The sequence below is a fragment of the Stenotrophomonas sp. Steno-Z10-BAI genome, from assembly GCF_056393115.1.
Genome location: NZ_JBWJOZ010000004.1, coordinates 357,366 through 383,611, shown reverse-complemented (window position 1 = coordinate 383,611; position 26,246 = coordinate 357,366). Strand labels below are relative to the sequence as shown.

Below are 26,246 nucleotides of genomic sequence, written 5' to 3'. Positions count from 1 at the left end.
AATCGCGACCGAACCCAGCTGTAGAGCCACGCCACGCGTAGCTGCGCTCACCCGGCGGCCTCGCCAACGACCTCCACGCATGGCGTGGATCTACGCGGCCCCTCAGCCGCTGCAGAACGCCGCGTAATCGATGTAGCCCGGAAATGCGCGCCCGGGCGCGCACAGCGGGCAATCCGGGTCGGGCCTGAGCCGCGTCTCGCGGAAGCGCATGCCCAGCGCGTCGAAGGTCAGCAGGCGGCCGATCAACGGCTCGCCAATGCCAAGCAGCAGCTTGAGCACTTCGGTCGCCTGCAGCAGACCGACCATCCCCGGCAGCACGCCGAGAACCCCCGCCTCCGAGCAGTTGGGCGCGAACTCGGGCGGCGGCGGCTCGGGGAACAGGCAGCGGTAGCACGGCGCGGCGCCGCGCTGGCGGCCGGCATCGAACACGCTGACCTGCCCGGTGAAGCGCTCCACAGCGCCATACACCAGCGGAATGCCGTGCTGGAGGCAGGCATCGTTGAGCAGATAACGCAGCGGGAAGTTGTCCGAGCCATCCAGGACCACGTCGACCCCGTCGAGCAGCGCATCGATGTTGTCCGAGGTAACCCGTGCCTGCACGGCCTCCACGTCCAGCGAAGGATTGAGTGCGAGCAGGCGTGCGCGGGCCGAGAGCACCTTGGGCTCGCCGACGCTGGCGTCGGTATGGATGATCTGCCGGTGCAGGTTGCTGCGGTCCACCACATCGTCGTCGGCGATGCGCAGGTGCCCTACCCCGGCCGCGGCCAGGTAGAAGCTGGCCGGTGCACCCAGACCGCCCGCGCCCAGCACCAGCACGCGCGAGGCCAGCAGCGTCTTCTGGCCCTCGACACCCACCTGCGGCAGCAGCAGATGGCGCGAGTAACGTTCGTTGAAGTCGCGCTCGGCATCACTCTGCATCGGCTGCACCAGCGGCAAGCCATCGGCGCGCCACGCGGTGGTGCCACCGTGCACGGAGGCGATGCGGGTGTAGCCGAGGCCGGCCAGGAAGGCCGCGGCCTGCATCGAGCGCTTGCCGCTCTGACAGATCAGGACGACCTCGCGGTCGATCGCCGGCAGGTGCGTGCTGGCTTCGGCCTGGAGATCGCCCTTGGCGATGCCGAGCGCACCTTCGGCCATGCCGATGGCACGTTCGTGTGCCTCACGAATGTCGATCAGCAGCGCGCCGTGGGCGAGCCGTTCGCGGGCCTGCACCGGGGTGAGTTCGGGGATGCTCATGCGGAGGATTATCGCGCACGTGCGCGCCGGCGGTCGGTTTGTCCGGGTTGCCGGCCAGCGGCCGGCACTACGGCTGCGTGCGGCCACTGGCCGGCCGCGCCAATGAAAAGAGCCGGCTTGCGCCGGCTCTTCTTTGCATCACTTGCCCTTGACGTGCTTGATCAAGCGCCGCTTGCGCTTGAGCTGACGTTCGGTGAGCACGTTCTTTTTGCCTTCGTACGGGTTCACACCCTCGCGGAAGATGAACTGCACGGGCGTGCCGACCAGCTTGAAGCGCTTGCGGAAGAAGTTCTCCAGATAGCGCTTGTACGACTCCGGCAGGTCTTTCAGACGGGTGCCGTGGACGATGAAGGTCGGCGGGTTGGAACCGCCCGGATGCACGTAGCGCAGCTTGGACACGTGACCACGGATCGCCGGCGGCGGGTTGGTCTCGTAGGCCGTTTCCAGCGCCTTGTTGACTTCGCTGGTGCTGAATTCGTGCGTGGCCGAGGCATGCGCGGCGTGGATGCAGCGGAACAGCTCACGCAGGCCCGAGCCGTGCTTGGCCGAGATGCGCACCACTTCCGCCCACGGCACGAAGCCGAGCTTGCGCGACACCAGGGCTTCGGCCTGCTCGCGCTGGTAGTCGGTCAGGCCATCCCACTTGTTGATCGCCACCACCAGCGCACGGCCGGCATCGAGCACCGCACCGAGCACGCTGGCATCCTGATCGGTCACGCCTTCGGAGGCATCGAGCATCAGCACCGCAACCTGGCACTGCTCGATCGCCTGCAGGGTCTTGATGACGCTGAACTTCTCGACCACTTCCTCGACACGCGCCTTGCGACGCAGGCCGGCGGTATCGATCAGGCGGTACTCACGCCCGTCGCGCTCCATGTCCACCGCGATCGAATCACGGGTGGTACCGGGCACTTCGGAGGCGATCATGCGCTCTTCGCCGAGCAGACGATTGACCAGCGTCGACTTGCCCACGTTAGGGCGGCCGACGAAGGCGATGCGAATGCGGTTCGGATCGGTGTCCAGGGTCTCGGTGGTGCCCTCTTCCGGCAACCGTTCCACGACCTCGTCCAGCAGATCATCCAGGCCCTGGCGGTGCGCGGCCGAGACGGTCAGCATTTCGCTGAAGCCGTAACGGGCAAATTCCGAACGCACGGTGTCTTCGTTCATGCCATCGATCTTGTTGATCAACAGCAGGGTCGGACGAGCCAGTCTGCGCAGCCAGGACAGGATCTCGTCGTCCATCGGGCCCTCACGGGCATCGACCACGAACAGGATCAGGTCCGCCTCGGCGGCGGCGGCGCGGGCCTGGCGGGCGGTAGCACCGGCCAGACCTTCTTCTTCACCGGCGATACCGCCGGTATCGACCACCAGGAACGGGTGGTCTTCATCAAGACGACAAACACCGTAATTACGGTCCCGGGTCACGCCGGGCTGGTCATGGACCAGCGCGTCGCGCGTACGGGTAAACGCATTGAACAGCGTGGACTTGCCGACATTCGGCCGTCCAACCAGGGCGACCAAGGGCAGCATCGCGGTAACTCCTTATTGTGCCAACCGGAACGCGGTCAGCTTTCCATCAACGTTCTGCACCAGCAGAATCCCATCGGCAGCTACCGGCTGTGCCAGGAGGGCGTCGCCGCCACTCTTGGCGCGCGCCGCGAACTCACCGTTATCGGTCCGCAACCAGTGCAGATACCCCTTGTAATCACCGACCACAACGTAATCGCCGTGGATGACCGGACCGGTCAGCGAACGACGGGCCAGGCCCGTCTGCGACCACATGGCCGAACCGCTGGCCTTGTCCAGGCCGAACACGCCGCCCTTGTTGTCGGTGACGAACACATTGCTCGAGGTCAGGGCCACGCCACCGGCGCCGCCATGATCACGTGCCCACAGCGGACGGCCGGTCGGGCCTTCGATCGCCATGGTCTGGTTCTTGAAACTGCTGACGAACAGCGTATTGCCTTCCAGCACCGGGGCGCCGTCGATATCGGCCATGCGGTCCAGCTCGGTACGGCCTTCGCCGTTGCCGACCATCTGGTCCCACAGCGTGCGGCCGTCCTGCATGGCCAGCGCGGCGATGGAGCCGTCGTCGTTGCCGATGAACAGCACGCCCGGGCCGGTGACGACCGGCGCGTTGCCACGCACGGTCAGTGCCGGCAGCTCGCGCGGGTTGAACCAGCGCTGGGTGCCATTCTCGGCATCCAGACCGGTCACGCGACCGTCGTTGCTGCGCACGAACACCATGCCCTGGCCCACGGCCGGCGCGGAGATCACTTCACCCGGCACCTTGGCACGCCACTTCTCAGTGCCGTCGGCCGCGTTCAACGCGATGACTTCGCCATCCAGCGTGCCGATGACGACCAGGCCGTCACCCACGCCCGGGCCACCGGACAGACGCAGCTTGGGCTGCTTCTTCACCTTGGCAGGTTCGTAGGTCCAGATCTTCTTGCCGGTCTGCAGGTCGATGGCATGCACGCCACCGTAGATGGCGGCCGCGTACACGCGACCATCGGCGACCACCGGGCCCTGACGGACACCGATGCGCTTTTCACCCTTGCCGACGTTGGCCGTCCAGATCTTGTCGACCTTGGCGGTGGCATCGAACTTGACCAGCTCGGCCGGTTCCAGTGCCTTCTTGGCCGCGGCATCTTTGCCGGCGAACCAGCCCTTCATCGTGCTGCAGCCGGTCAGGGCCATGCCCAACAGGGCAACCGTGGCAACGCGCTTGATCATGACCATCTGATTCATTACACCGACTCCGCAGGATCGGTGACGGTGCCACCGGCATCCGTCAACTTGGTTTCCAGCAGGCGCCGCTGGGGCGCTGCCACGTCCAGCGTCTTGAGCGCCTTCTCATACTGCTCGCGGGCGGCATCACGCTTGCCCTGCGCCATCAGTGCGTCGCCATGGATTTCCAGGCTGGCGCTGTCGGTTGCGGTGCCGAGCTGCTTGATCGCATCCTCGGTCTTGCCGGTGGCCACCAGCAGGCGCGCAACGCGCTGCTCGATCACCGGCTTGAATTCGGGGTCGGCCTTGATCGCGCGCAGGGTCGCCAGCGCATCTTCGTTCTTGCCGGCATCGACCTGGGCCCTGGCCAGCTGCAACGCGGCCAGATCGGCATAGATGTTGGCCTTGCCGCTTTCCAGGTCCTTCACACCCTTGGCGGCCTGCTCCAGATCCTTTTCTTCCAGGCTCTTGAGGACGATCTGGTATTGGACGTTGGCGCCGGCCAGGCTGTTGCTGTGCCGGGTCTGCCATTCTTTCCAGCCCCAGATGCCACCGATCGCGATGGCTACGCCAGCAAGGATGCTGACACCATTCTTCCGCAGCCAGCCGCGGACGCGTTCACTTTGTTCGTGCTCGTCGAGCAGGTCGTCGATCGCCATGCGTACTCTCGCCCCGCCCATGAGGAGGAGCTATTTGAATTGGATTGGGGAAACGCGGTTCAGTGCGAAACTGGGACCACGGAGCCGTCAGAGGATACCGTAAAGCGTGCCACGTTGGCTCGCTGGTACGGCGAAAGGTCGACGATAGTGCCGGCCTGCTGAACCTCAACCGCCGATGCATTGCCCAGCACCATGCGGGCCACCTGGCCTGGCGCGAAGCTGCGGGTCTCGCCCGACTTGATCAGGGCCTTTTCGACGGTGGTGCCGTCGGGCCCGGAAATATCCACCCAGCTGTCGCCTTTGAACTGCAGGCTCAGCGCGCCGGCCTGTGGTGCCGGCGCAGCGGCCGGACGCGGAACCGGGGTCAGCGATGCCAGATACGGCGCCGCCGGTGCCGAGGGCTTGGCCGCTTCGACCGCCGCCGGTGCGGCCGGGTCCGGGGTGTCGCCACCGGCCACTGGTACCGCCGCCGGGATCACATCCAGCGAGGCGGTGTTCGGGGTGGTCGCCGTGCCATCGAAATGGCCACGGGTGGCAAACCAGACCGGCACGGCCAGAACCGCGGTGATGCCGACATACAGGACACGACGCCCCAGGCTCTCGGCAATGCGCCGGGCCCGCGGGGTATGGGTGTGGCTGACCAGTTGCGGTGGCACGATCGGCCCGATATGCGCCTGCTCGAGGATCTCGCCGATGTCCACCTTCAGCAGACGGGCATAACTGCGCAGCTGGCCGCGCACGAAGACCGGCGCGCCGAGGCGCTGCCACTGTTCTTCTTCGAGGGACTTGAGTACCTGAACGGGCATGTGCAGCTGCTGCCCCACCGCCTCCAGGGTCAGTCCGGCCGCTTCCCGGGCCTGGCGAAGACGAGCTCCGCAACCGGCCGCAGTATCAAAAGCGTTCACAGTCTGGTCATCAATCACAATGCTTCAACCCCGGGGATTAGGTGCCGCATCCTGCGGAAATTCCTCATGAATTCGCTGCAGATAGCGACCGGATGCCACGCTGTCGCCAAGCCGCGCCTCGATTTGAGAGGCAAGTTGTAACACGGAACGTGTGGCCGGTGCAGCCGTCAAACGCCGTTGCGAAAAGGCCCGGGCCTCGAAATAGCGCCCTTGGGCGTACTCGTTGCGGGCCATCGACTCGAGCGCATAGGCATTGACGGGATCTATCTCAAGTGCCCGTCGCAGGTCCGGCACGGCCCGTTCGGGCTGGCCGGCGTCCAGTGCACAGCCACCGGCATTGGCCAGGGCGGACGCCGGGGTGGTGTAGCCCGGCGCCTGCAGCGCCCGGTCGAACCAGACCAGCGACTCGGCCGGCCGGCCATGAGCACATAGCCACGCGCCATAATTGTTGAGGACGTCGCCGCGCTCCGGGCCCAGCTCGGCGGCCTTGGCGTACAGCTGACCCGCTTCGGCCTGGTTGCCGCGCTGGGCGGCGATGGCTGCCAGCAGCATGTAGGCCTCGGGACGCCGCGCATCGATCTTCATGGCCGCCCGCACCCGCTTCTCGGCGGCATCCGGGGCACCCGCGCGCAGCGACTCGCCGGCCAGGACCATCTGGTCCTGGTAGTTCACGCGTTTGCGGATCTCGGGGTTGTCCCGGGCCTCATAGGTCGGCGCGACCTCGAGGGGACCGGACGGCGGTTTGATGCCTTGCTTGCCACAGCCGACCACTGCCAGCGCGAGGAAAACAACGGCTGGCAATCGGCAATCAGGCAGCGGCATCCCGGCCTTTCCCGTCCTGCAGCGTTTTATTGAACTCGGCCTGGCGGCGCGTGCGATCCATGACCTGGCCCTTGAGCTGGCCACAGGCGGCGTCGATGTCGTCGCCACGGGTGCGTCGCACCATCGTCAGCACCTTCGCATCGAGCAGGATCTTCTGGAAGGCGCGGATGTCGGTTTCGCCGGAGCGCTCATAGCGCGTGCCCGGGAATGGATTGAACGGAATCAGGTTGACCTTGCCCGCGTTCGAGGCCTGCACGGCGTTGTCGAACTGGCGCATCAGCCGCGCCAGCTGGCGGGCGTGCTCGGGCTGGTCATTGATGCCCTTCATCAGGGTGTATTCGAAGGTGACCGATTCGCGGCGCTTGTTGGCGCGCAGGTAGCGTGCGCACGAGGCCATCAGCTCGACGATCGGGTACTTCTTGTTGAGCGGGACCAGGGTCTCGCGCAGTGCATCGTTGGGCGCATGCAGCGACACCGCCAGCGACACGTCGCTCTCGGTGGAGAGGCGGTCGATCTGCGGCACCAGGCCGGAGGTGGACAGCGTCACGCGCTTGTTGGCCAGGCCGTAGCCCAGATCGTCGCGCATCACGCTCATGGCGCGCACGACGTTGTCGAAATTCATCAACGGCTCGCCCATGCCCATCATCACCACGTTGGTGAGACGACGCTGCTTGTGTGGGATGTTGCCCAGATGGCGCGCCGCGACCCACACCTGGCCGATGATCTCGGCGGTGGACAGGTTGCGGTTGAAGCCCTGGGTGGCGGTCGAGCAGAAGGTGCAGTTCAGCGCGCAGCCGACCTGCGAGGACACGCACAGCGTGCCGCGGTTCTTGTCCGGGATGTAGACCGCTTCGATCGCATTCTTGCCGTCGGTGCCCATGGCCAGCAGCCACTTGTGGGTGCCATCGGCGGAGGGCTTGTCGAACACGATGTTCGGGACCAGCACCTCGGCATGCTGCTTGAGCTTGGCGCGCAACGCCTTGCCGAGGTCGGTCATGTCATCGAAATCGGTGACGTAGTGATGGTGGATCCACTTCATCACCTGGTGGGCACGGTAGCGCGCTTCGCCGAGTGTCTCGGCGAAGAAGCGCTCCAGACCCTCGCGATCGAGGTCGAGCAGGTTCTGCTTGGCCACAGCCGGGCTCGAGACGAGCACGGATGGGATGGCGGTTGGCTGTACGACCTCGTTCACGGCATCACTCTCAGCGCGAGACGACTTCAGTCGCGGCGAAGAAGTAGGCGATTTCGATCGCGGCATTCTCAACCGAGTCCGAGCCGTGGGCGGCATTGGCATCGATGGATTCAGCGAAGTCGGCGCGGATGGTGCCTGCGGCGGCTTCCTTCGGGTTGGTGGCGCCCAGCAGGTCGCGGTGGGCCAGCACGGCGTTCTCGCCTTCCAGCGCCTGGATCATCACCGGGCCGGAGATCATGAACTCGACCAGCGCGTTGAAGAACGGACGCTCGCGGTGCACGGCGTAGAAGCCTTCGGCTTCACGGCGCGACAGCTGCTTGTACTTGGCGGCGACGACCTTCAGGCCGGCCTTTTCAAAGCGGGCGTAGATTTCGCCGATGACGTTCTTGGCGACGGCGTCCGGCTTGATGATGGAAAGGGTGCGCTCCAGCGCCATGGGAATACTCCGTTGGGCGGGCCACTTGATCGGCCCGAGGTTAGCATGAAAAAAACCCGCGTCAAAACGCGGGCTTAGCCTGATATACGTGCGCCAATTCTAACGTGTAACCCCGCCGTACGGTAGTGCCGGCCGCTGGCCGGCAACGCCCTGTGCGCCTCGGGTGATCGGCCTGTTCAGGCAACGGCGTGGTTGCCGGCCAGCGGCCGGCACTGTCGGGAGCGCGGATGAACGAACCCCCGTTTCTGCTGCGCCGCACAATGCGGTGACGCAACCGCAGGTCTAGTATCAAACAATCGTTTGATTGAACTGCCCTGCCCCATGGCCAAACCTGCCCACTTCTCCACCAAGGACCGCATCCTCGGCGCTGCCGAGGAACTGTTCGCCCTGCACGGGTTCGCGGGCACCTCGCTGCGCCAGGTCACCAGCCAGGCCGATGTGAACATCGCCGCGGTCAATTATCACTTCGGCTCCAAGGAGAACCTGGTCAACGAGGTCTTCCGCCGCCGCATGGATGAAATGACCTCGGCCCGCCTGGGCCAGCTGGAGGCTGCGCGCCGTGAGCACCCCGGTGAGCTGCGCCCGGTGCTGGCCGCCTTCGTCGAGCCGGCCCTGGCGATGGCCCAGGACCGCCAGACCGGCGGCGCGTTCGTGCGGGTCATCGCCCGCGCCTACGCCGAAAAGAACGACAACCTGCGCAAGTTCCTTTCCGACCATTACGGCCACGTCCTGCGCGACTTCGGCAAGGCGATCTCCGCGTGCGTGCCGGGGCTGAGCAAGGAAGAGCTGTACTGGCGCCTGGATTTCCTCGCCGGCTCGCTGACCTATGCCATGGCCGACTTCGGCCTGATCAAGCGACCCGCCGGTGTCACCGAAGCGGCGCATCGTGCCCATGCCGCCCAGGAACTGATTCATTTCGCCGAAGCCGGATTCCGCGCCAGCGCGGCCTCGAGCGCTTCGACGACCTCCCTTTCCACCCCGTAGAGCCGGGCGCTGACCGGCTTCCAGACAACAAAGGCTTATCGACATGTCCAATTCCCTGCTAGTCCGCCGTGCCGCCGTGCTGGGTGCCGGCGTCATGGGTGCCCAGATCGCCGCCCACCTGACCAACGCCGGCGTCGACACGGTGCTGTTCGACCTGCCCGCCAAGGAAGGTCCGGCCGATGGCATCGTGCTCAAGGCCATCGCCAACCTGGGCAAGCTCAGCCCTGCCCCGCTCGCCAGCAAGTCCTACGCCGAGGCGATCACGCCGGCCAACTATGAAACGGGCCTGGAGCAGTTGCGCGACTGCGACCTGATCATCGAAGCCATCGCCGAACGGATGGACTGGAAGCAGGACCTGTACAAGAAGATCGCCCCGTTCGTGGCCGATCACGCCGTGCTGGCCTCCAACACCTCCGGCCTGGGCATCAACAAGCTCGCCGACGTGCTGCCCGAGCAGCTGCGCCACCGCTTCTGCGGCGTGCACTTCTTCAATCCGCCGCGCTACATGCACCTGGCCGAGCTGATCCCGGCGACCACCACCGATGCCGCCGTGCTGGAAGGCCTGGAAGCGTTCCTGGTCACCACCCTGGGCAAGGGCGTGGTGTATGCCAAGGACACCCCGAACTTCATCGGCAACCGCATCGGCGTGTTCTCGATCCTGTCCACCATCCACCACACGCAGGCCTTCGGGCTGGGCTTCGATGAAGTGGACGGCCTGACCGGCCCGCTGGTTGGCCGCCCGAAGTCGGCAACCTACCGCACCTCCGACGTGGTCGGCCTGGACACCATGGCGCACGTGATCAAGACCATGGGCGACACCCTGCCCAACGATCCGTGGCATGAATTCTTCACCTCGCCGACGTGGCTGGACGCGCTCATTTCCAAGGGCGCGCTGGGCCAGAAGACCGGTGCCGGCATCTTCCGCAAGGTCGGCAAGGACATCATGGTGCTGGACCTGGACAAGCAGGACTACCGCCCGGCCGACCGCACCGCCGCGCCGGAAGTGGTCGAGATCCTCAAGATCAAGAACCCGGCCGAGAAGTTCGCCAAGCTGCGCGAGAGCCAGCACCCGCAGGCGCAGTTCCTGTGGGCGACCTTCCGTGACCTGTTCCACTACAGCGCCTACCACCTGGCCGATATCGCCGAGACCGCGCGCGACGTGGACCTGGCCATCCGCTGGGGGTACGGCTGGTCGCTGGGCCCGTTCGAAACCTGGCAGGCTGCCGGCTGGAAGCAGGTCGCCCAGTGGATCGCCGATGACATCGTCGCCGGCAAGAGCATGAGCAATGCCCCGCTGCCGGATTGGGTGTTCGATGGCCGCGACGGTGTGCACGCCGCCGAAGGCAGCTACAGCCCGTCGCGCAATGCCAAGCTGCCGCGTTCGGCCCTGCCGGTGTACCAGCGCCAGCGCTTCCCGGATCCGCTGCTGGGCGAGACCTTCAGCCCGGGCGAAACCGTGTTCGAGAACGACGGCGTGCGCATGTGGCACGACGGGGACGGCATCGCGGTGGTCAGCTTCAAGACCAAGATGAACACCGTGTCCGACCACGTGCTCAACGGCCTGCAGGAAGCGATCAAGCGCGCCGAGCAGGGCTATAAGGGCCTGGTGATCTGGCAGCAGAAGGAACCCTTCTCCGCCGGTGCCGATCTGTCCGGTGCGCTCGGCCTGCTGCAGGCCGGCAAGGTGGACCAGTTCGAAGAGATGGTGCACAACTTCCAGCGCACCAGCCAGGCGATCAAGTATTCGCTGGTGCCGGTGGTGACCGCCGTGCGCGGCTTGGCCCTGGGGGGCGGCTGTGAGTTCCAGATGCACAGCGCCAAGAGCGTGGCCGCGCTGGAAAGCTACATCGGCCTGGTTGAAGCAGGCGTAGGCCTGCTGCCGGCCGGCGGTGGCCTGAAGGAACTGGCCGTGCGCGCCTCGCAGGCCGCAGGTCCCGGCGGCGACGTGTTCGCCGAGCTCAAGAAGACCTTCGAAACCGTCGCGATGGCCAAGGTCTCCAACTCGGCGGTCAACGCCAAGGAACTGGGCCTGATGCGCGCGACCGACAAGGTGGTGTTCAACAGCTTCGAGACGCTGCACATCGCCAAGGCCGAAGTGCTGGCGCTGGCCGAAGGTGGCTACCGTCCGCCGATGCCGGCCCGCCGCATCCAGGTCGCCGGTGACGTCGGCATCGCCACGTTCAAGATGATGCTGGTCAACATGCTGGAAGGCCGCTTCATCAGCCCGTACGACTACGAGATCGCCGTGCGCATCGCCACCGTGCTGTGCGGTGGCGAAGTGGATCGCGGCACGCTTGTGGACGAAGAGTGGCTGCTGACGCTGGAGCGCAAGCACTTCGTCGAACTGGCCCAGCAGGAAAAGACCCAGGCCCGCATCGCGCACATGCTCAAGACCGGCAAGCCGCTGCGGAACTGACGGAAGAGAACGGTAGTGCCGGCCGCTGGCCGGCAACTTCTTCCAGACCCCATTCAAGAGATCACTGCAATGACCAAGCAAATCCAGGACGCCTACATCGTCGCCGCCACCCGCACCCCGGTGGGCAAGGCGCCCAAGGGCGTGTTCCGCAATACCCGCCCCGACGACATGCTGGCCCATGTGCTCCGCTCCGTGGTCGCACAGGCGCCGAGCATCGACCTCAACCGCATCGATGATGCGATCATCGGCTGCGCGATGCCGGAAGCCGAGCAGGGCATGAACGTGGCGCGCATCGGCGTGCTGCTGGCCGGCCTGCCGGACACCATTGCCGCGCAGACCGTCAACCGTTTCTGCTCCTCCGGCCTGCAGGCCGTGGCCATGGCCGCCGACCAGATCCGCCTGGGCAATTCGGACCTGATGCTGGCCGGTGGTACCGAGTCGATGTCGATGGTGCCGATGATGGGCAACAAGATCGCGATGGCGCCGAGCGTGTTCGACAACGACCACGTCGCCATTGCCTACGGCATGGGCATCACCGCCGAGAAGGTCGCCGAGGAATGGAAGGTCTCGCGTGAGGAGCAGGACGCCTTCGCCCTCGCCTCGCACCAGAAGGCCATCGCCGCGATCCAGAACGGCGAGTTCAAGGACGAGATCAGCCCGTACGACGTGCGCACCCGCCAGCCGGACCTGGCCGACGGCCGCCGCATCATCACCCGCGACAAGATCGTGGATACCGACGAAGGCCCGCGCCTGGATTCGTCCGCTGAAGGCCTGGCCAAGCTGCGCCCGGTGTTCCGCAACGGCCAGTTCGGTGGCACGGTCACCGCGGGCAACTCCTCGCAGATGAGCGATGGCGCCGGTGCGGTGCTGCTGGCCTCCGAGCAGGCGATCAAGGATTACGGCCTGACCCCGCTGGCCCGCTTCGTCAGCTTCTCCGTCGCCGGTGTGCGCCCGGAAGTGATGGGCATCGGCCCGATCGCTGCGATCCCGAAGGCACTCAAGCAGGCTGGCCTGACCCAGGACCAGCTGGACTGGATCGAGCTCAACGAGGCCTTTGCGGCGCAGTCGCTCGCGGTCATCCGTGATTGCGGCCTGGACCCGTCCAAGGTCAATCCGCTGGGCGGCGCGATCGCCCTGGGCCACCCGCTGGGTGCGACCGGCGCGATCCGCACCGCCACCCTGCTGCACGGCCTGCGCCGTCGTCAGCAGAAGTACGGCATGGTGACCATGTGCATCGGCACCGGCATGGGCGCGGCGGGCATCTTCGAGTCGCTGTAAGGCATTGATCGGTGCCGGCCGACGGGTCGGCACCGGTGCAGTGGGTGTCACCGGTGCAACCCGGTGGCGCCAATGCAACGGGTAGACACCGACCGCTGGTCGGTGCGCAGTCGGAAACGAAAAGGGCAGCCTCGCGGCTGCCCTTTTCTGTTCTGTCGGGAGCCGGCCAGCGGCCGGCACTACCCTCGCTGCTTGATGAGCCGGCCAGCGGCCGGCACTACCACCGCTGCATCGCGCGGCGGCAGCCCGTCCTCAGCCTTCGGCCAGCATCTTCTGCAGCACTTCGCGCGCCGGGCCGGCCAGCTTCTCGTTGTCGAGCGCGAAGCGGATCGTGGCTTCGACCAGGCCCAGATGGGTGCCGCAGTCGAAACGGCGGCCCTCAAAGCGGAACGCGTCGACACGCTCACTCTTGAGCAGCTCGGCGATCGCATCGGTCAGCTGGATCTCGCCGCCTGCACCGGTCCCGGTCGCTTCAAGCAGCTCGAAGATCTTCGGGCTGAGCACGTAACGGCCGACCACGGCCAGGTCGCTGGGGGCGTCTTCGGGCTTGGGCTTTTCGACGATCGCGTTGATCTTGCCCTGGCGGCCATCGAAGGCCTCGGTGGCCACGATGCCGTAGCTGCCGGTCTTGTCATGCGGCACGTCTTCAACCGCGATGATGCTGGCGCCGGTGGCTTCATTGGCATCGGCCATCTGCTTGAGGGCACCGTTGCCGCGGTTCCAGATCAGATCGTCCGGCAGCAGCACGGCGAACGGCTCGTCACCGACAATCGCCTTGGCGCACAGCACCGCATGGCCCAGGCCCAGCGCTTCCGCCTGCGTCACGAACACCGCGCGAACGCCGTTGGGCAGCACGTGACGGACCAGTTCGAGCTGTTCCTTCTTGCCGGCGCGCTCGAGCTTCTGCTCCAGCTCGTAGGCTTTGTCGAAGTAATCCGCGACCGCATGCTTGTAGCGGTTGGTGATGAAGATCAAGGTGTCACAGCCGGCCTCGATCGCCTCATCAACGGCGTACTGGATCAACGGCCGATCAATGATCGGCAGCATTTCCTTCGGAACGGTCTTGGTGGCCGGAAGGAATCGCGTTCCCAACCCTGCGACAGGAAATACCGCCTTGCGAATACGCTTGCTCATCAGAACCTGTTGGCCTCACGCGCGGGAAAGGCGAGAACTTTAGCAGAGCTGACGTGATCATCCTGTTGCAGCGGCGAGAACTCCGGCATGGTCGAGAACAGAATGCTGTTGATCGCATCAGTGTCGTAGGTGGCGATCGCCTCGCGCAGTTTCGGCACGTTGGCCAATACCTGTTCGCGCGCGAACGTGCGTACGCCGGCTTCGAGAATCTTCGGGTGTGCGGTAGGACGATAATCTTCGTCCGAATAGAAGAGCGTCTCGTGCAGTTTCTCGCCCGGGCGCAGGCCCGTATAGACGATGGCGATGTCCTTGTACGGCTGTTTGCCGGCCAGGCGGATCATCTGCTCGGCAAGCACCCGGATCGGCACCGGCTCGCCCATGTCCAGCGTGTAGATCGCCCCATGCGAGGCCGACGCGGCCGCCTGCAGGATCAGCTGGCAGGCCTCGGGAATCGTCATGAAGTAGCGGGTGACTTCCGGGTCGGTCACGGTGACCGGGCCGCCTTTGAGGATCTGCTCGCGGAACACCGGCACCACGCTGCCCGCCGAGGCCAGCACGTTGCCGAAGCGCACGGTCACGAAACGGGTGTGGCTGGTCTTCTGGTCCAGGCTCTGGCAGATCATCTCCGCGTAGCGCTTGCTGGCGCCCAGCGCGTTGACCGGATCGACCGCCTTGTCGGTGGAGATGAAAACGAAATGCTCGATCCGCGCTTCGACGCAGGCGCGGGCCACCGTTTCGGTGGACAGAATGTTGTTGCGCACCGCTTCGCGCAGCTGGCGCTCCAGTACCGGCACCTGCTTGTAGGCGGCGGCGTGGAACACCGAGTCCACCCGCGACAGCGACAGCGCATGGCGGATCACCGCGGGGTCCCCGCAGTCACCCAGCACCGCCTCCACGACCAGATCCGGGAAGCTGCGCTGCAGCTCGGCCTCGATGGTCAGCAGCAGCAGCTCGCTCATCTCGACCAGGACAATCCGCCCTGCCCCATGGCGGGCACACTGGCGGCACAGTTCAGAGCCGATCGAACCACCTGCGCCCGTGACCAGCACGGTGCGGCCACCCAGCCAGCCGCGGATCAGCGCCCAATCCGGCAGGATGGGCTTGCGGCCGAGCAGATCCTCGATCGCCACTTCCTTGAGCTCACCCGGCAACGAGTGACCCAACAGAATATCGTTGAGCTTGGGCACCATGCGGAACGGAATGCCGGTGCTCTCGCAGATGGCCACCACCCGCTGCATGCCGACGGCATCCAGCGACGGGATGGCGATCACCAGCAGCTTGGCGGCGGTCTCGCGGACCACGGCGGGCGCGTCTTCCAGCGTGCCGAGGATCGGCAGGCCCTGCAGCTTGGCGCCCTGCAGATGCGGGGCATCGTCAAGCAGGCCGACCGGCTCGAAATCGCCGGAGCGGCGCAGGTCACGCACCAGGGCTTCCGCTGCCTGGCCGGCACCGAGGATCAGCACACGGCGGGCGGTGACGTCCGACTGCAGCGCCTGGTAGTCCTTCCACGCGCGATACAGCAGACGCGGGGCGCCCAGCAGCGCCGACAGTGCGAAGGGATAGATGACCAGCACCGACATCGGCACGCCTTCGAAGCGCTTGTACGCCAAGGCCACCACGATGGCGAGCAGGCCGATGAAGCTGGCTTTGAAGATGTTGAGCAGATCGGCGACGCTGGCAAAGCGCCAGAGGCCGCGATACAGGCCGACCCGCCAGAACACCACGGCCTGGATGACCAGCACCAGCGAGGTATCGATGTTCCAGAGCGGCAACGCCGGCGCATCGGCCAGCATCGAGTAGCGTCCCGCATGCAGCAGCTGCCAGCACGCCCAGACCATGAAGAGATCGTGGGCGACGATGGCGGCACGGGGCACCAAGCCGGTAAATCGGTCCTGCCAAGGCGTCATAAACAACGTAGTCCTTCTAGTTGCGCATTCCCTTGCGCAGGAGCAGCCAAAGGCCGGTCGCGAGGATCAACCACGCGATGGCCACGGCAGCCTCCCACCTCGGCTGCAGATTCGTGCATGCATTAAACACTGCCGCACTGAATATTCCAAAAACAAGATACATCCCGGTGACGAAAGTGTGGCTTGCACCACTTTTCACCGCGCGCTGATAGAGATGCTGCGTGTGGGGTTCCATCCAGCGCTGTCCGGACAGGATGCGCGAAAGCAATGTGAAGCCTGCGTCCACAAGAAAGGCCGAAAGCGGCACCAGCAACAGCAACCAGTGGATATCGGTACGCACGCTGACCAAGCAGACCAGGGCCGCGATCGCATAGCCCAGCGCCCCGCTGCCGACGTCCCCCATGAAGATGCGCGCCTTCGGGTAGTTGAACGGCAGGAAGCCCAGACAGGCCAGCCCCAACACCACGCCGGCCAGCCCGTAAGGCGGCGGCAGGACCAGGGCGAAGGCGAGACCGGCCAGGATGGCCTGCGTGGTCGCGATGCCGTTGATCCCATCCATGAAGTTCCAGATGTTGATCAATGAGGTGGCAAACAACAGCGCCAGCAGCGCCTGCCAAGGGTTGCCACTGGCATGCCAGACCAACCCCGCCAGAAGCGCGGCGGCGATGGCATGGACCAACAGGCGACGAACCGCCGGCAGGGGCCGGTGGTCGTCCCACCAACCAATCCCCGCGACCAGCACCAGCCCCAGTGCGAATACTGCCAGGGTGAGGCCGGCCTTGGGCCAGATCACCACAGCGACCGCGCAGGCCAGCAGCAGGGTCAGCACGATCGCGATGCCGCCGCCGCGTGGCGTCGCCACCCCGTGGCTGCGGCGCTCGCCGGGCTCATCCAATAGATTGCGGCGCAGCGCATAGGCGCGTGCGCCCCAGGTCAGGCCCGCCGATACCGCCAGCACCGCCAGCAGCCCCGCCATCCAGGCGACCATCATGGTTCAGAGCACCGCGTAGTTGAGCAGCGGCTTGACGGTGCCCCATTCCTTGCAGCTCGGGCACTGCCAGTGATGCGTGCGCGCGCCGAAGCCACAGCGGGTGCAGCGGTACGCCGGATTGCGCACCAGCAACTGGTCGGTGATGTGCTTGAGGTCGTGCAGCGTCGCGGTGGAATCGGCGCCCTCGGCCAGGGTCAGGTCGATCAGGGCCGACTCGCCACGCACGGAAGGACGATCCTTGAGCTGGCGGCCGAGGTAGGCGCGCGCCGGAGCCACACCCTCCTGCTCCTCCATCAGCTGGGTCAGCGCCAGCACCGGGGCGATGCCGCGGTAATGTTCGGTCATCTCAGAGAGAAACGCGCGCGCGCCACCGAGGTCGCCGACCTTGCGGTAGTTCTGCATCAGCGCCTGCAGCACTTCCGGCAGGTACTCCGGATCATTGCGGGCGGCACGTTCGAAGGCACGCACGGCGGCTTCGGCATTGCCGGCGTCGTTCTCCAGGCGCCCTTCAATGATGCCGGCACGCACCGACATCGCATCGGCCTGGTAGGCGCGCGCGATGGCCGCGCGGGCCTCTTCGATCTTCCCGGCGCCACGGTAACGCTCGGCCAGCTCGCATTCGAACTGCCCGATCAGCTTGCCCATCGGCTCGCCGGTGACCTCTTCGAAGCGGCTGGCGTTGTCGATCGCCTTTTCCCAGTCGCGCTCGGCCTGGTAGATGCCGATCAGGTGCTTGAGCGCCTGCGGTGCGCGCTGGTCGATCTGGGCCAGCTCGGTGAACACGGTTTCGGCGCGATCAAGCAGGCCGGACTTCATGTAGTCCTCGCCCAGCGCCAGCAGCGCCTGGACACGCTGCTGATCGCTCAGGTCCGCGCGGTTGACCAGGCCCTGGTGCAGGCGGATCGCACGATCAACCTCACCGCGGCGGCGGAACAGATGGCCCAGCGCGACCTGGGTCTCGAAGGTTTCCTTGTCCAGCTCGGCGATGTGCAGGAACAGCTCGATCGCCTTGTCCGGCTGCTCGTTGAGCAGATAGTTCAGGCCGCGGAAGTACGTGCTGGACAGATGGCTGACCTGGTTGTCGCCATGGCGTTGACCGCCGCGACGCCCGATCACCCAGCCCGACAACGCGGCCAGGGGCAGGAACAGGAAGAACCAGAACCACTCGGAGACAAATTCCATCGGCGCTCAGCGTCCGTCGAATGTAGAAGAAGAAGGGGGTGCCACGACCACGGCAGGCGCGGCTTTCTGCGCGCGGCGCAGTTTGGCGTACAACGGGATCACCACGCTGGCGAGCACCAGGCCGCCGCCGATGAGCGCACCGGACAACAAGGCGATGATGATCGCCACGCCGGTGGTGGAATTGATCTGGGTAAAGCCCAGGCTGATGATGATCGGCTGCGAGTTGAGGGCGCCGATGATGAGACCCACGACCAGAACCGCCAGCAGGATCAGCAGACGTACGATGTTCATGCAGCAGCTCCAGTTCCGTAGGGCTCAAGAGTAGCGGACTAACACTCCGCTCTACCAGCCGACTCCGTGGAAATCACGCATCCGCCCCTTGGCGGATGACACTCAGGCAGGATCGCTTTCCAGCGGTACCACGGCGCTGACGCGCTCGCGCAGTTCCTTGCCCGGCTTGAAGTGCGGGACATGCTTGCCCGGCAACGCGACCGATTCCCCGGTCTTGGGATTGCGCCCCAGCCGTGCCGGCCGGTAGTGCAACGAAAAACTGCCGAACCCGCGGATCTCGATGCGATCCCCGCCGGCCAGCGCCCCACCCATCATTTCCAGCAACGACTTCACGGCCAGATCGACATCGTCCGACTTCAAATGCGCCTGTCGGCGCGCCAGGATTTCGATCAGCTCGGATTTGGTCATTACGGGCTCTTGGGGAGGAACTCAGACCCTGAAACGGCCCGGACTGATGTCCGGGCCGCCCAGGAAACTACGACAGCGACAGACCGATTACTCGGACTTGTTGCCGTTCAGCTGTGCACGCAGCAGCGCGCCGAGCTGGGTGGTGCCGCTCGAGGCCGAAGAGGACTGGTATTCCTCCAGCACTTCGCGCATTTCCGCGTCGTCCTTGGCCTTGATCGACAGCTGCAGGGTACGACCCTTGCGATCCATGCCCACGAACTTGGCTTCCACCTTGTCGCCGACCTTCAGGAACTGGGTCGCGTCGTCCACGCGCTCGTTCGCAACGTCGCGAGCGGCCACGTAGCCTTCGATGCCGTCAGCCAGTTCGATGGTAGCGCCCTTGGCGTCCACTTCCTTGACCACGCCTTCGACCTTGGAACCCTTCGGGTTGGCCGCCATGTACTGACCGAACGGATCCTGCTCCAGCTGCTTGACGCCCAGGCTGATGCGCTCGCGCTCCGGATCGACGGCCAGGACGACTGCGTCCAGGTTGTCGCCCTTCTTGTAGTTGCGGACCACGTCTTCGCCGGTGGTGTTCCAGCTGATGTCGGACAGGTGCACCAGGCCATCGATACCGCCGTCCAGGCCGATGAAGATGCCGAAGTCGGTGATCGACTTGATCTGGCCCGACACCTTGTCGCCCTTCTTGTGGATGGCAGCGAAGGTTTCCCACGGATTGGCGGCAACCTGCTTCATGCCCAGCGAGATGCGGCGACGCTCCTCGTCGACGTCCAGGACCATGACTTCAACTTCGTCACCGACCTGCACAACCTTGGACGGGTTGACGTTCTTGTTGGTCCAATCCATTTCCGACACGTGCACCAGACCTTCGACGCCCGGCTCGATCTCGACAAATGCGCCGTAATCGGTGACGTTGGAGACCTTGCCGAAGACGCGGCTGTTGGCCGGGTAACGACGGGCGATGTTGTCCCACGGATCTTCACCCAGCTGCTTCAGACCCAGCGAAACGCGGTTGCGCTCGCGGTCGAACTTCAGCACGCGCACGTCCAGCTCGTCGCCGACGTTCACGACTTCGGACGGATGGCGCACGCGCTTCCAGGCCATGTCGGTGATGTGCAGCAGGCCGTCGATACCGCCCAGGTCCACGAATGCGCCGTAATCGGTCAGGTTCTTGACGACACCCTTCAGGATCGCGCCTTCCTGCAGCTTGTCCATCAGCTGCTCGCGCTCTTCCGAATGCTCGCTTTCGACGACTGCACGACGGGACACAACGACGTTGTTACGCTTGCGGTCCAGCTTGATGAGCTTGAATTCCAGCTCCTTGCCTTCCAGGTAGGCCGGGTCGCGCACGGGGCGCACATCCACCAGCGAACCGGGCAGGAACGCGCGGACATCCTTGATGTCCACGGTGAAACCACCCTTGACCTTGCCGCTGATGCGGCCGGTGATGGTTTCGTTCTTTTCCAACGCTTCTTCCAGCTCGTCCCACACCATCGCGCGCTTGGCTTTCTCACGCGACAGAACGGTTTCACCGAAGCCGTTCTCGATGGAATCGAGGGCAACCTTGACGACGTCGCCTTCAGCGACATCGATCTCGCCAGCGTCGTTACGGAACTGTTCGATCGGCACGATGCCTTCGGACTTCAGGCCGGCGTTGATCACCACGACATCGCCGCGGACTTCAACAACGACACCGCTGACGATCGAGCCCGGCTTCAGCTTGGCCAGATTGGCCTGACTGGCTTCGAACAGCTCTGCAAATGATTCGGTCATTAGATTTACTCTGTTGGACACATGGGCATTGGCCCCCGAAGGGAACCGCTTACTGCCCGCCTGTTGGTCGACCCCGGTAACGCAGGTCGTGTGTTAAGTAGGAAAACCGCCACGCATCATTGCGGGACGGAGCTTTTGTTGCCTTGCGATGGTGCGACACCGTCGATGGATTGACGGCCCTCCTTTACAACGGATCAGGCACCCGAAACCGGAAGCAGATCCAATACCTTGGCAACGACAGCGTCGATGCCAATACCACTGGTGTCGATGACGACGGCATCGTCTGCCGGCTTCAGGGGCGCCACTGTGCGCTGTGCATCACGGGCGTCGCGGGCCATGATCTCGCGCAGGAGGTCGTCAAAGTTAACCGAAACACCCTTGTCTTTCAACTGCTTATGCCGCCGCTCGGCCCGTTCCTCGGCGCTGGCGGTCAAAAACACCTTGAATGGGGCGTCCGGGAAGATGACCGTGCCCATGTCCCGTCCGTCGGCGACCAGGCCCGGCTCCATCCTGAATGCGCGTTGGCGCTCTTTCAGCGCCGCCCGGACCTCCGGGATGGCGGCAATGGCCGAGGCCAGCGCCCCGGTGGTCTCCAGGCGCAGCTCGTCGGTGGCATCGGTCTCATTGACCAGCACCCGCAGCCCGCCATCGGCCGATTCCACGAAGCGCACGTGGGTGTCGAAGGTGCAGCGCACCAGCGCCGAGGCGTCTGAGGTATCGATATCAGCCCAACTGGCGGCCACGCCCACCGCCCGGTACAGGGCGCCCGAATCCAGGTAATGCCAGCCCAGGCGGCGTGCGACAATGCGGCTGACAGTGCCTTTGCCGGCCCCGGAAGGACCGTCGATGGTGAGCACGGATGGAAGCTGATTCATGGGTTTCCCGGTAGATGTGACCGCCCATTCTAGCCCCTGCCCGGGGCGGCTTGAGACTTTTTTGGCCCAACCACTTGAAAGGATGGGAAAAAGCCCGGTAGAATGGCGGGCTTGAACGGGCGTCACCTGCCGATTGTCATCTGCATATCGCGGCCGCGCTCCAACCGAATCCAACGTTTACGCCGAGGTATGCAATGAAAGTCCTGTCTTCCCTGAAGTCGGCCAAGACCCGTCACCGCGACTGCAAGGTCGTCCGTCGCCGCGGCAAGATCTTCGTGATCTGCAAGTCGAACCCGCGCTTCAAGGCTCGCCAGCGCTGAGCCGGCTGGCCTCACGGCCGCCATCGGTCCCTCGCCGGACCGGGTGATGAACAAAAAGCCGCCTCCGGGCGGCTTTTTGCTGCCATTTTTGGTGTAATCGCCGGGTAGCTCACGACCGTTGGCCGTAGGACCTTCCGCATTCTTGACCACTGGGGAGTAGATCGAGATGAAGCGTTACCTGACCACTTTGCCGTTGCTGGCCGTGCTGGCCGTTTCCGATGCCCACGCCGACACCCTGCTGATCGACCGCAGCCGTGAAAAGCCCGCCGTCGCCCTGCCCGTCCGCGGCCAGAGCATGCAGCAGGTCCAGGCCCAGTTCGGCGAGCCGGGCGAGCGCCTGGATCCGCGCGGCGGGCAGAAGCGCCAGTGGCCCACCATCAACCGCTGGGTCTACCCGCAGTTCACCGTGTACTTCGAAAAGCAGAAGGTGATCGACGTGGTCGCCAACCGCGCCGACGCCAACGAGATCGGGCCGAAACCGCCGATCCGCTGACCCCTTTCCCTTTGCCCGCCAGCCGGCGGGCCATCGCACTGAGATCATGAACGACACGCTCCGCTTTCCGGCCGAATGGGAATCCCAGTCCGCCATCCTGATCGCCTGGCCCCACGCCGACACCGACTGGGCCGACCGCCTGGGTGACGTCGAGGACACCTACATCGCGCTCGTCGCGGCCATCACCCGCTTCCAGCCGGTGGTGATCATCGTCGCCGACGACGACCTGGAGGCGTACGCCGATGCGCGCCTGCGTTCGAACCGGATCGACACGGATCGCGTGCGGTTCGTGACCGCCCAGTACGATGACACCTGGCTGCGCGACTCCGGCCCGATCACGCTCAAGCGTGCCGATGGCGGCTTCCGCCTGCTGGACTTCCGCTTCACCGGCTGGGGCGGCAAGTTCGACGCCAGCCTGGATGACCAGCTGGTGGGTGTGCTGCACGCGGCCGGCACCTTCGCAAACGCCGAACTGCAGAGCATTCCGTTCGCGCTGGAAGGCGGCGGCATCGAGACCGACGGCGCCGGCACCCTGCTGACCACCTGGCAGTGCCTGCACGAGCGTCATCCGGACCGCAGCCGCGAATCGCTCAGCGCCGACCTGGCCACCTGGCTGGCCCAGGACCGTGTGCTGTGGCTGGACCATGGCTATCTGGAAGGCGACGACACCGACGCCCACATCGATACCCTGGCCCGCTTCGCCTCGACCGACAGCATCGTCTACCAGGCCTGCGATGACGCCGGCGATTCGCACTACGCCGAACTGCAGGCGATGGGTGCCGAGCTGGCGGCGCTGCGTACGACCGACGGCCAGCCGTACCGCCTGTTCCCGCTGCCGTGGGCGCAGCCGGTAATCGACGAAGGCCGCCGCCTGGCGGCTTCCTACGCGAATTACCTGATCCTCAACGGCGCGGTGCTGATGCCGGCCTACGGCGATGCGGCCGACGAAGCGGCGCGTGCGGTGTTGGCCCAGGCTTATCCGGACCGCGAGATCGTGCCGGTGCCGTGCCGTTCGCTGATCTGGCAGAACGGCAGCCTGCACTGCATCACGATGCAGCTGCCGGCGGGGTTGCTGGCCTGACAGCAAAGCACGCGGCCTGAAGGCTGCGGAGGCTGGGCTGGCGGGGGCGGAGGTGCGGGACGCGCCGTAAACCCATCCCTGGGGGCTCGTGGGCGCCATCCATGGCGCCCTGACGGTCCCGCACCTCCGCCCCCGCCATCCCTTCGACAGTGCACGGGCGGCCAACGGAAGAGCGACAGGTCACGCCGATGCGCCTGGCCAGTGAACTGTTGCCCGGAACATTCTGCGGAGCCGGCCAGCGGCCGGCACTACCGACGCGCGGGTGTTGACCATTTAGCAGCCAGCACGCTGCGTGCACCCATCCGCGATAAACTGCGTTTTTCCCCTTGCAGGACCGTCTCCGGATGAGCTCACGCCACACCCTTTCCGTCGCCCTGATCCAGGAGCGCAACCACGGCGATGCCGAGGCCAATCTGGCCGTCATCGAAGCGCGCGTAGCTGAAGCGGCCGCGCAGGGTGCCAAGCTGATCCTGCTGCAGGAATTGCACAACGGTGCGTACTTCTGCCAGCACGAGTCGGTGGATGAATTCGATCTGGCCGAGCCGATCCCGGGCCCGAGCACGGAGCGCCTGGGCGCGCTGGCCAAGAAGCACGGCGTGGTGATCGTCGGCTCGCTGTTCGAGCGTCGCGCTGCCGGGCTGTACCACAACACCGCGGTCGTCTTCGAGAAAGACGGCACCCTGCTCGGCAAGTACCGCAAGATGCACATCCCGGATGATCCGGGCTTCTATGAGAAGTTCTACTTCACCCCGGGCGATCTGGGCTTCACCCCGATCGACACCTCGGTGGGTCGCCTCGGCGTGCTCGTGTGCTGGGACCAGTGGTATCCGGAAGCGGCGCGCCTGATGGCGCTGGCCGGCGCGGAGCTGCTGCTCTACCCCACCGCGATCGGCTGGGATCCGGACGACCAGCGCGACGAACAGGGCCGCCAGCGCGATGCGTGGGTGCTCAGTCACCGCGGCCATGCCGTGGCCAACGGCGTGCCGGTGTTGAGCTGCAACCGCGTCGGCCATGAAGCCTCGCCGATGGGTGCCTCGGGCATCCAGTTCTGGGGCAACAGCCACGTGCTGGGCCCGCAGGGCGAGTTCATCGCCGAAGCCGGTGGCGAGCCGACTGTGCTGGTCTGCGATGTGGACCTGCAGCGCAGCGAACACGTCCGCCGGATCTGGCCGTTCCTGCGTGATCGCCGCATCGATGCATACGGCGATCTGCTCAAGCGCTACATCGACTGACCGACCAGGACACCCCACCGTGACCGTGCACCTGCGCGACGCCACCGATGCCGATATCGCGGCCATCACCGCGATCTATGCGGTGGAAGTGACCGACTTCGTCAACACCTACGAGTACGAGATCCCGGAGGCGGCGGAAATGCGCCGCCGCATGCAGGACATCGTCGGCCGCGGCTTTCCATACATCGTGGCCGAAGTCGATGGCCAGGTGGCCGGCTATGCCTACGCCAATACCTACCGCGGCCGGATCGCCTATCAGTGGACCGTGGAGAACTCGGTCTATGTGGATGCGGCGTTCCAGGGCCGTGGTGTCGGCACCGCACTGATGCAGGGGCTGATCGATGCCTGCGTCGCGCGCGGTTACCGGCAGATGGTGGCCGTCATCGGCGAGCCCACCAACACCGCCTCCATCAAACTGCACGAGCGTTTCGGTTTCCATACCGTCGGCGTTTTCCGCGGCCTCGGCCGCAAGCATGGCCGCTGGCTGGATACCGTCCAGATGCAGCGCGCGCTCGGCGATGGTGCCGACAGCGCCCCTTCGAATGAATGATGCAATGACCGATACCCTGATTGACGCCGGCGACACGTTGTTCGCCGGCCAGCCCGTCCGCATCGTCGAACGCGATGGCGTGCGCTACACCCTGCTGGGCACCGCGCACGTCTCGCAGGCCAGCGTGGAAGCGGTGGAACGTGCGATCGAAAGTGGCCGCTTCGATGCGGTCGCGGTCGAACTGGACGCGCAGCGCCTGCAGGCACTGACCGACCCGGATGCGCTGGCCAAGCTCGACCTGGTCGAGGTGATCCGCAAGGGCCGCGTCGCCCTGTTCGCGGCCAACCTGGCCTTGGCCGCCTACCAGCGCCGCCTGGCCGAACAGCTCGAGATCGAGCCGGGTGCCGAGCTCAAGCGCGCGGTCACCCTGGCCAACGAGCGCAACCTGCCCGTGCATCTGATCGACCGCGAGGTCGGGCTGACCTTCCGGCGTGCCTCGCAGCGCCTGGGCTTCTTCGGCAAGATCAAGCTGGTGATGGGCCTGGGCGCTGGCCTGTTCGCGTCCGAGGAAGTCGGCGAAGACGAGATCGAGAAGCTCAAGCAGGGCGACATGCTCGAAGCCAGCTTCGGCGAGTTCGCCAGCGAGAGCCCTGCCCTGTACGAAACCATCATCGGCGAGCGCGACCGCTACATGGCCACGCGCCTGCGCGAAGTGCATGATCCGGCCCAGCGCGAAGTGCTGGCCGTGGTCGGTGCCGGTCATCTGGCCGGTCTGGCCAAGTACCTGGAAACCGACACCGACGCGCCGGGCCCGCTGCGCGAGTCGCTGGAAGACGTGCCGAAGAAGCGCAACATTCCGTGGATCACGCTGGCGATCCTGGCCATCGTGCTGACCGGTATCGGCGTGGGCTTCTATCGCGGTGGCCTGGGTGTCGGCAGTGAACTTCTGGCGGTCTGGGCGATGTACACCGGCGGCTTGGCCGGCCTGGGCTGCCTGCTGGCCGGCAGCCACCCGCTGAGCATCCTGACCGCGATCGTGGTCGCGCCGTTCAAGCCGTTCCGGCTGAGCATCCCGACCGGTGCGTTCTCGGCCCTGGTGGAAGCGCGCCTGCGCAAGCCGGCCTACGAGGACTTCCTGAAGCTGCGCGACGATGCGCAGAGCGTCAAGGGTTGGTACCGCAACCGGGTGACCCGCGTGGTGCTGACCTTCATGCTGACCAACCTGGGCAGCATGCTCGGGTTGTGGCTGACCGGGTTCCAGGTGTGGGGCAAGGTCGCGGGGTGATTCCCGCGCCGGCTGTGAATCGAAAGGCCACGCAATGCGTGGCCTTTTTTGTGCGCGAATGTGGGAGTCGCGGGTAATGCACGCGTGGGTGCGGTCCGCGAAAAAAAGGAGGCCCGCCCAACGGGC

General features: G+C 65.6%; 25 protein-coding genes. 9 read left to right on the top strand and 16 right to left on the bottom strand.

Features of this window, described 5'->3' with window-relative positions:
- Positions 1 to 102: 102 nt before the first annotated feature.
- The 8 genes from moeB to ndk all read right to left on the bottom strand — a co-directional run bounded on the left by moeB (position 103) and on the right by ndk (position 7,980).
- Entirely contained in the window at positions 103 to 1,236 is a 1,134-nt protein-coding gene (moeB, locus tag AC06E9_RS13145) for a molybdopterin-synthase adenylyltransferase MoeB (RefSeq protein ID WP_478056192.1), read from the bottom strand.
- 138 nt (positions 1,237 to 1,374) lie between these two features.
- Positions 1,375 to 2,766: a ribosome biogenesis GTPase Der gene (gene der / locus AC06E9_RS13140; protein WP_121042160.1), complete on the bottom strand. Its 1,392-nt coding sequence runs from the start codon at positions 2,764 to 2,766 to the stop codon at positions 1,375 to 1,377.
- 12 nt (positions 2,767 to 2,778) lie between these two features.
- Positions 2,779 to 3,987 (bottom strand): outer membrane protein assembly factor BamB, encoded by a 1,209-nt coding sequence (gene bamB, locus AC06E9_RS13135; RefSeq protein ID WP_121042158.1) that lies wholly within the window; start codon positions 3,985 to 3,987, stop codon positions 2,779 to 2,781.
- Positions 3,987 to 4,625 (bottom strand): YfgM family protein, encoded by a 639-nt coding sequence (locus tag AC06E9_RS13130; RefSeq protein WP_478056191.1) that lies wholly within the window; start codon positions 4,623 to 4,625, stop codon positions 3,987 to 3,989. Before AC06E9_RS13130 ends, bamB begins: the two co-directional genes overlap by 1 nt.
- A gap of 59 nt (positions 4,626 to 4,684) precedes the next feature.
- On the bottom strand, positions 4,685 to 5,548 hold the full coding sequence (locus AC06E9_RS13125; RefSeq protein WP_121042156.1) for a helix-turn-helix domain-containing protein: 864 nt from the start codon (positions 5,546 to 5,548) through the stop codon (positions 4,685 to 4,687).
- A 6-nt stretch (positions 5,549 to 5,554) separates the two neighbouring features.
- Positions 5,555 to 6,352 carry a type IV pilus biogenesis/stability protein PilW gene (gene pilW, locus AC06E9_RS13120; protein ID WP_152150569.1) on the bottom strand — a complete coding sequence of 266 codons (798 nt, stop codon included), beginning with the start codon at positions 6,350 to 6,352 and terminating at the stop codon, positions 5,555 to 5,557.
- On the bottom strand, positions 6,339 to 7,544 hold the full coding sequence (rlmN, locus tag AC06E9_RS13115; protein WP_152150567.1) for a dual-specificity RNA methyltransferase RlmN: 1,206 nt from the start codon (positions 7,542 to 7,544) through the stop codon (positions 6,339 to 6,341). The genes pilW and rlmN overlap by 14 nt, the downstream gene beginning before the upstream one ends.
- Positions 7,545 to 7,554: 10 nt before the next feature.
- Entirely contained in the window at positions 7,555 to 7,980 is a 426-nt protein-coding gene (ndk, locus tag AC06E9_RS13110; protein WP_008265389.1) for a nucleoside-diphosphate kinase, read from the bottom strand.
- 321 nt (positions 7,981 to 8,301) lie between these two features.
- On the opposite strand from ndk, the gene AC06E9_RS13105 reads away from it, so the two are divergent.
- The 3 genes from AC06E9_RS13105 to AC06E9_RS13095 all read left to right on the top strand — a co-directional run bounded on the left by AC06E9_RS13105 (position 8,302) and on the right by AC06E9_RS13095 (position 12,658).
- Positions 8,302 to 8,964 (top strand): TetR/AcrR family transcriptional regulator, encoded by a 663-nt coding sequence (locus AC06E9_RS13105; RefSeq protein WP_121042150.1) that lies wholly within the window; start codon positions 8,302 to 8,304, stop codon positions 8,962 to 8,964.
- Between the two features lie 43 nt (positions 8,965 to 9,007).
- The gene (locus AC06E9_RS13100) at positions 9,008 to 11,380 is read left to right on the top strand and encodes a 3-hydroxyacyl-CoA dehydrogenase/enoyl-CoA hydratase family protein (RefSeq protein WP_282264246.1); all 2,373 of its coding nucleotides are present in this window, start codon (positions 9,008 to 9,010) and stop codon (positions 11,378 to 11,380) included.
- Between the two features lie 69 nt (positions 11,381 to 11,449).
- The gene (locus tag AC06E9_RS13095) at positions 11,450 to 12,658 is read left to right on the top strand and encodes an acetyl-CoA C-acyltransferase (protein WP_478049759.1); all 1,209 of its coding nucleotides are present in this window, start codon (positions 11,450 to 11,452) and stop codon (positions 12,656 to 12,658) included.
- A 252-nt stretch (positions 12,659 to 12,910) separates the two neighbouring features.
- Here the strand turns inward: AC06E9_RS13095 and galU are convergent, their stop codons facing one another.
- The 8 genes from galU to cmk all read right to left on the bottom strand — a co-directional run bounded on the left by galU (position 12,911) and on the right by cmk (position 21,219).
- Complete coding sequence (galU, locus tag AC06E9_RS13090; RefSeq protein WP_121042144.1) at positions 12,911 to 13,792, bottom strand: UTP--glucose-1-phosphate uridylyltransferase GalU; 882 nt, start codon at positions 13,790 to 13,792, stop codon at positions 12,911 to 12,913.
- Positions 13,792 to 15,699: a polysaccharide biosynthesis protein gene (locus tag AC06E9_RS13085; RefSeq protein ID WP_183073785.1), complete on the bottom strand. Its 1,908-nt coding sequence runs from the start codon at positions 15,697 to 15,699 to the stop codon at positions 13,792 to 13,794. Before AC06E9_RS13085 ends, galU begins: the two co-directional genes overlap by 1 nt.
- Positions 15,700 to 15,715: 16 nt before the next feature.
- Entirely contained in the window at positions 15,716 to 16,690 is a 975-nt protein-coding gene (locus AC06E9_RS13080) for an MraY family glycosyltransferase (RefSeq protein WP_282264199.1), read from the bottom strand.
- A 3-nt stretch (positions 16,691 to 16,693) separates the two neighbouring features.
- On the bottom strand, positions 16,694 to 17,872 hold the full coding sequence (gene lapB, locus AC06E9_RS13075; RefSeq protein WP_121042140.1) for a lipopolysaccharide assembly protein LapB: 1,179 nt from the start codon (positions 17,870 to 17,872) through the stop codon (positions 16,694 to 16,696).
- A 6-nt stretch (positions 17,873 to 17,878) separates the two neighbouring features.
- A complete protein-coding gene (locus AC06E9_RS13070) occupies positions 17,879 to 18,163 on the bottom strand; it encodes a LapA family protein (protein ID WP_121042138.1) in 285 nt (94 codons plus the stop codon).
- Positions 18,164 to 18,265: 102 nt separating this feature from the next.
- Positions 18,266 to 18,571, bottom strand: coding sequence for an integration host factor subunit beta (locus AC06E9_RS13065; protein WP_019183098.1), 306 nt, complete (start codon positions 18,569 to 18,571; stop codon positions 18,266 to 18,268).
- Between the two features lie 87 nt (positions 18,572 to 18,658).
- A complete protein-coding gene (rpsA, locus tag AC06E9_RS13060; RefSeq protein WP_121042136.1) occupies positions 18,659 to 20,344 on the bottom strand; it encodes a 30S ribosomal protein S1 in 1,686 nt (561 codons plus the stop codon).
- A 194-nt stretch (positions 20,345 to 20,538) separates the two neighbouring features.
- The gene (gene cmk, locus AC06E9_RS13055; protein WP_046273768.1) at positions 20,539 to 21,219 is read right to left on the bottom strand and encodes a (d)CMP kinase; all 681 of its coding nucleotides are present in this window, start codon (positions 21,217 to 21,219) and stop codon (positions 20,539 to 20,541) included.
- Between the two features lie 194 nt (positions 21,220 to 21,413).
- Here cmk and ykgO point away from each other — a divergent pair, with 194 nt between their 5' ends.
- The 6 genes from ykgO to AC06E9_RS13025 all read left to right on the top strand — a co-directional run bounded on the left by ykgO (position 21,414) and on the right by AC06E9_RS13025 (position 26,120).
- The gene (gene ykgO, locus AC06E9_RS13050) at positions 21,414 to 21,539 is read left to right on the top strand and encodes a type B 50S ribosomal protein L36 (protein ID WP_057628212.1); all 126 of its coding nucleotides are present in this window, start codon (positions 21,414 to 21,416) and stop codon (positions 21,537 to 21,539) included.
- 166 nt (positions 21,540 to 21,705) lie between these two features.
- Positions 21,706 to 22,032: a hypothetical protein gene (locus AC06E9_RS13045; protein WP_478056190.1), complete on the top strand. Its 327-nt coding sequence runs from the start codon at positions 21,706 to 21,708 to the stop codon at positions 22,030 to 22,032.
- Positions 22,033 to 22,078: 46 nt separating this feature from the next.
- A complete protein-coding gene (locus AC06E9_RS13040; protein WP_121042132.1) occupies positions 22,079 to 23,113 on the top strand; it encodes an agmatine deiminase family protein in 1,035 nt (344 codons plus the stop codon).
- Between the two features lie 344 nt (positions 23,114 to 23,457).
- Positions 23,458 to 24,345 (top strand): carbon-nitrogen hydrolase, encoded by an 888-nt coding sequence (locus AC06E9_RS13035; RefSeq protein WP_121042130.1) that lies wholly within the window; start codon positions 23,458 to 23,460, stop codon positions 24,343 to 24,345.
- Between the two features lie 19 nt (positions 24,346 to 24,364).
- Positions 24,365 to 24,895 (top strand): GNAT family N-acetyltransferase, encoded by a 531-nt coding sequence (locus tag AC06E9_RS13030; protein ID WP_121042128.1) that lies wholly within the window; start codon positions 24,365 to 24,367, stop codon positions 24,893 to 24,895.
- Positions 24,888 to 26,120, top strand: a complete 1,233-nt coding sequence (locus AC06E9_RS13025; protein ID WP_428999458.1) for a TraB/GumN family protein — start codon at positions 24,888 to 24,890, stop codon at positions 26,118 to 26,120. Before AC06E9_RS13030 ends, AC06E9_RS13025 begins: the two co-directional genes overlap by 8 nt.
- Positions 26,121 to 26,246 lie beyond the last annotated feature (126 nt).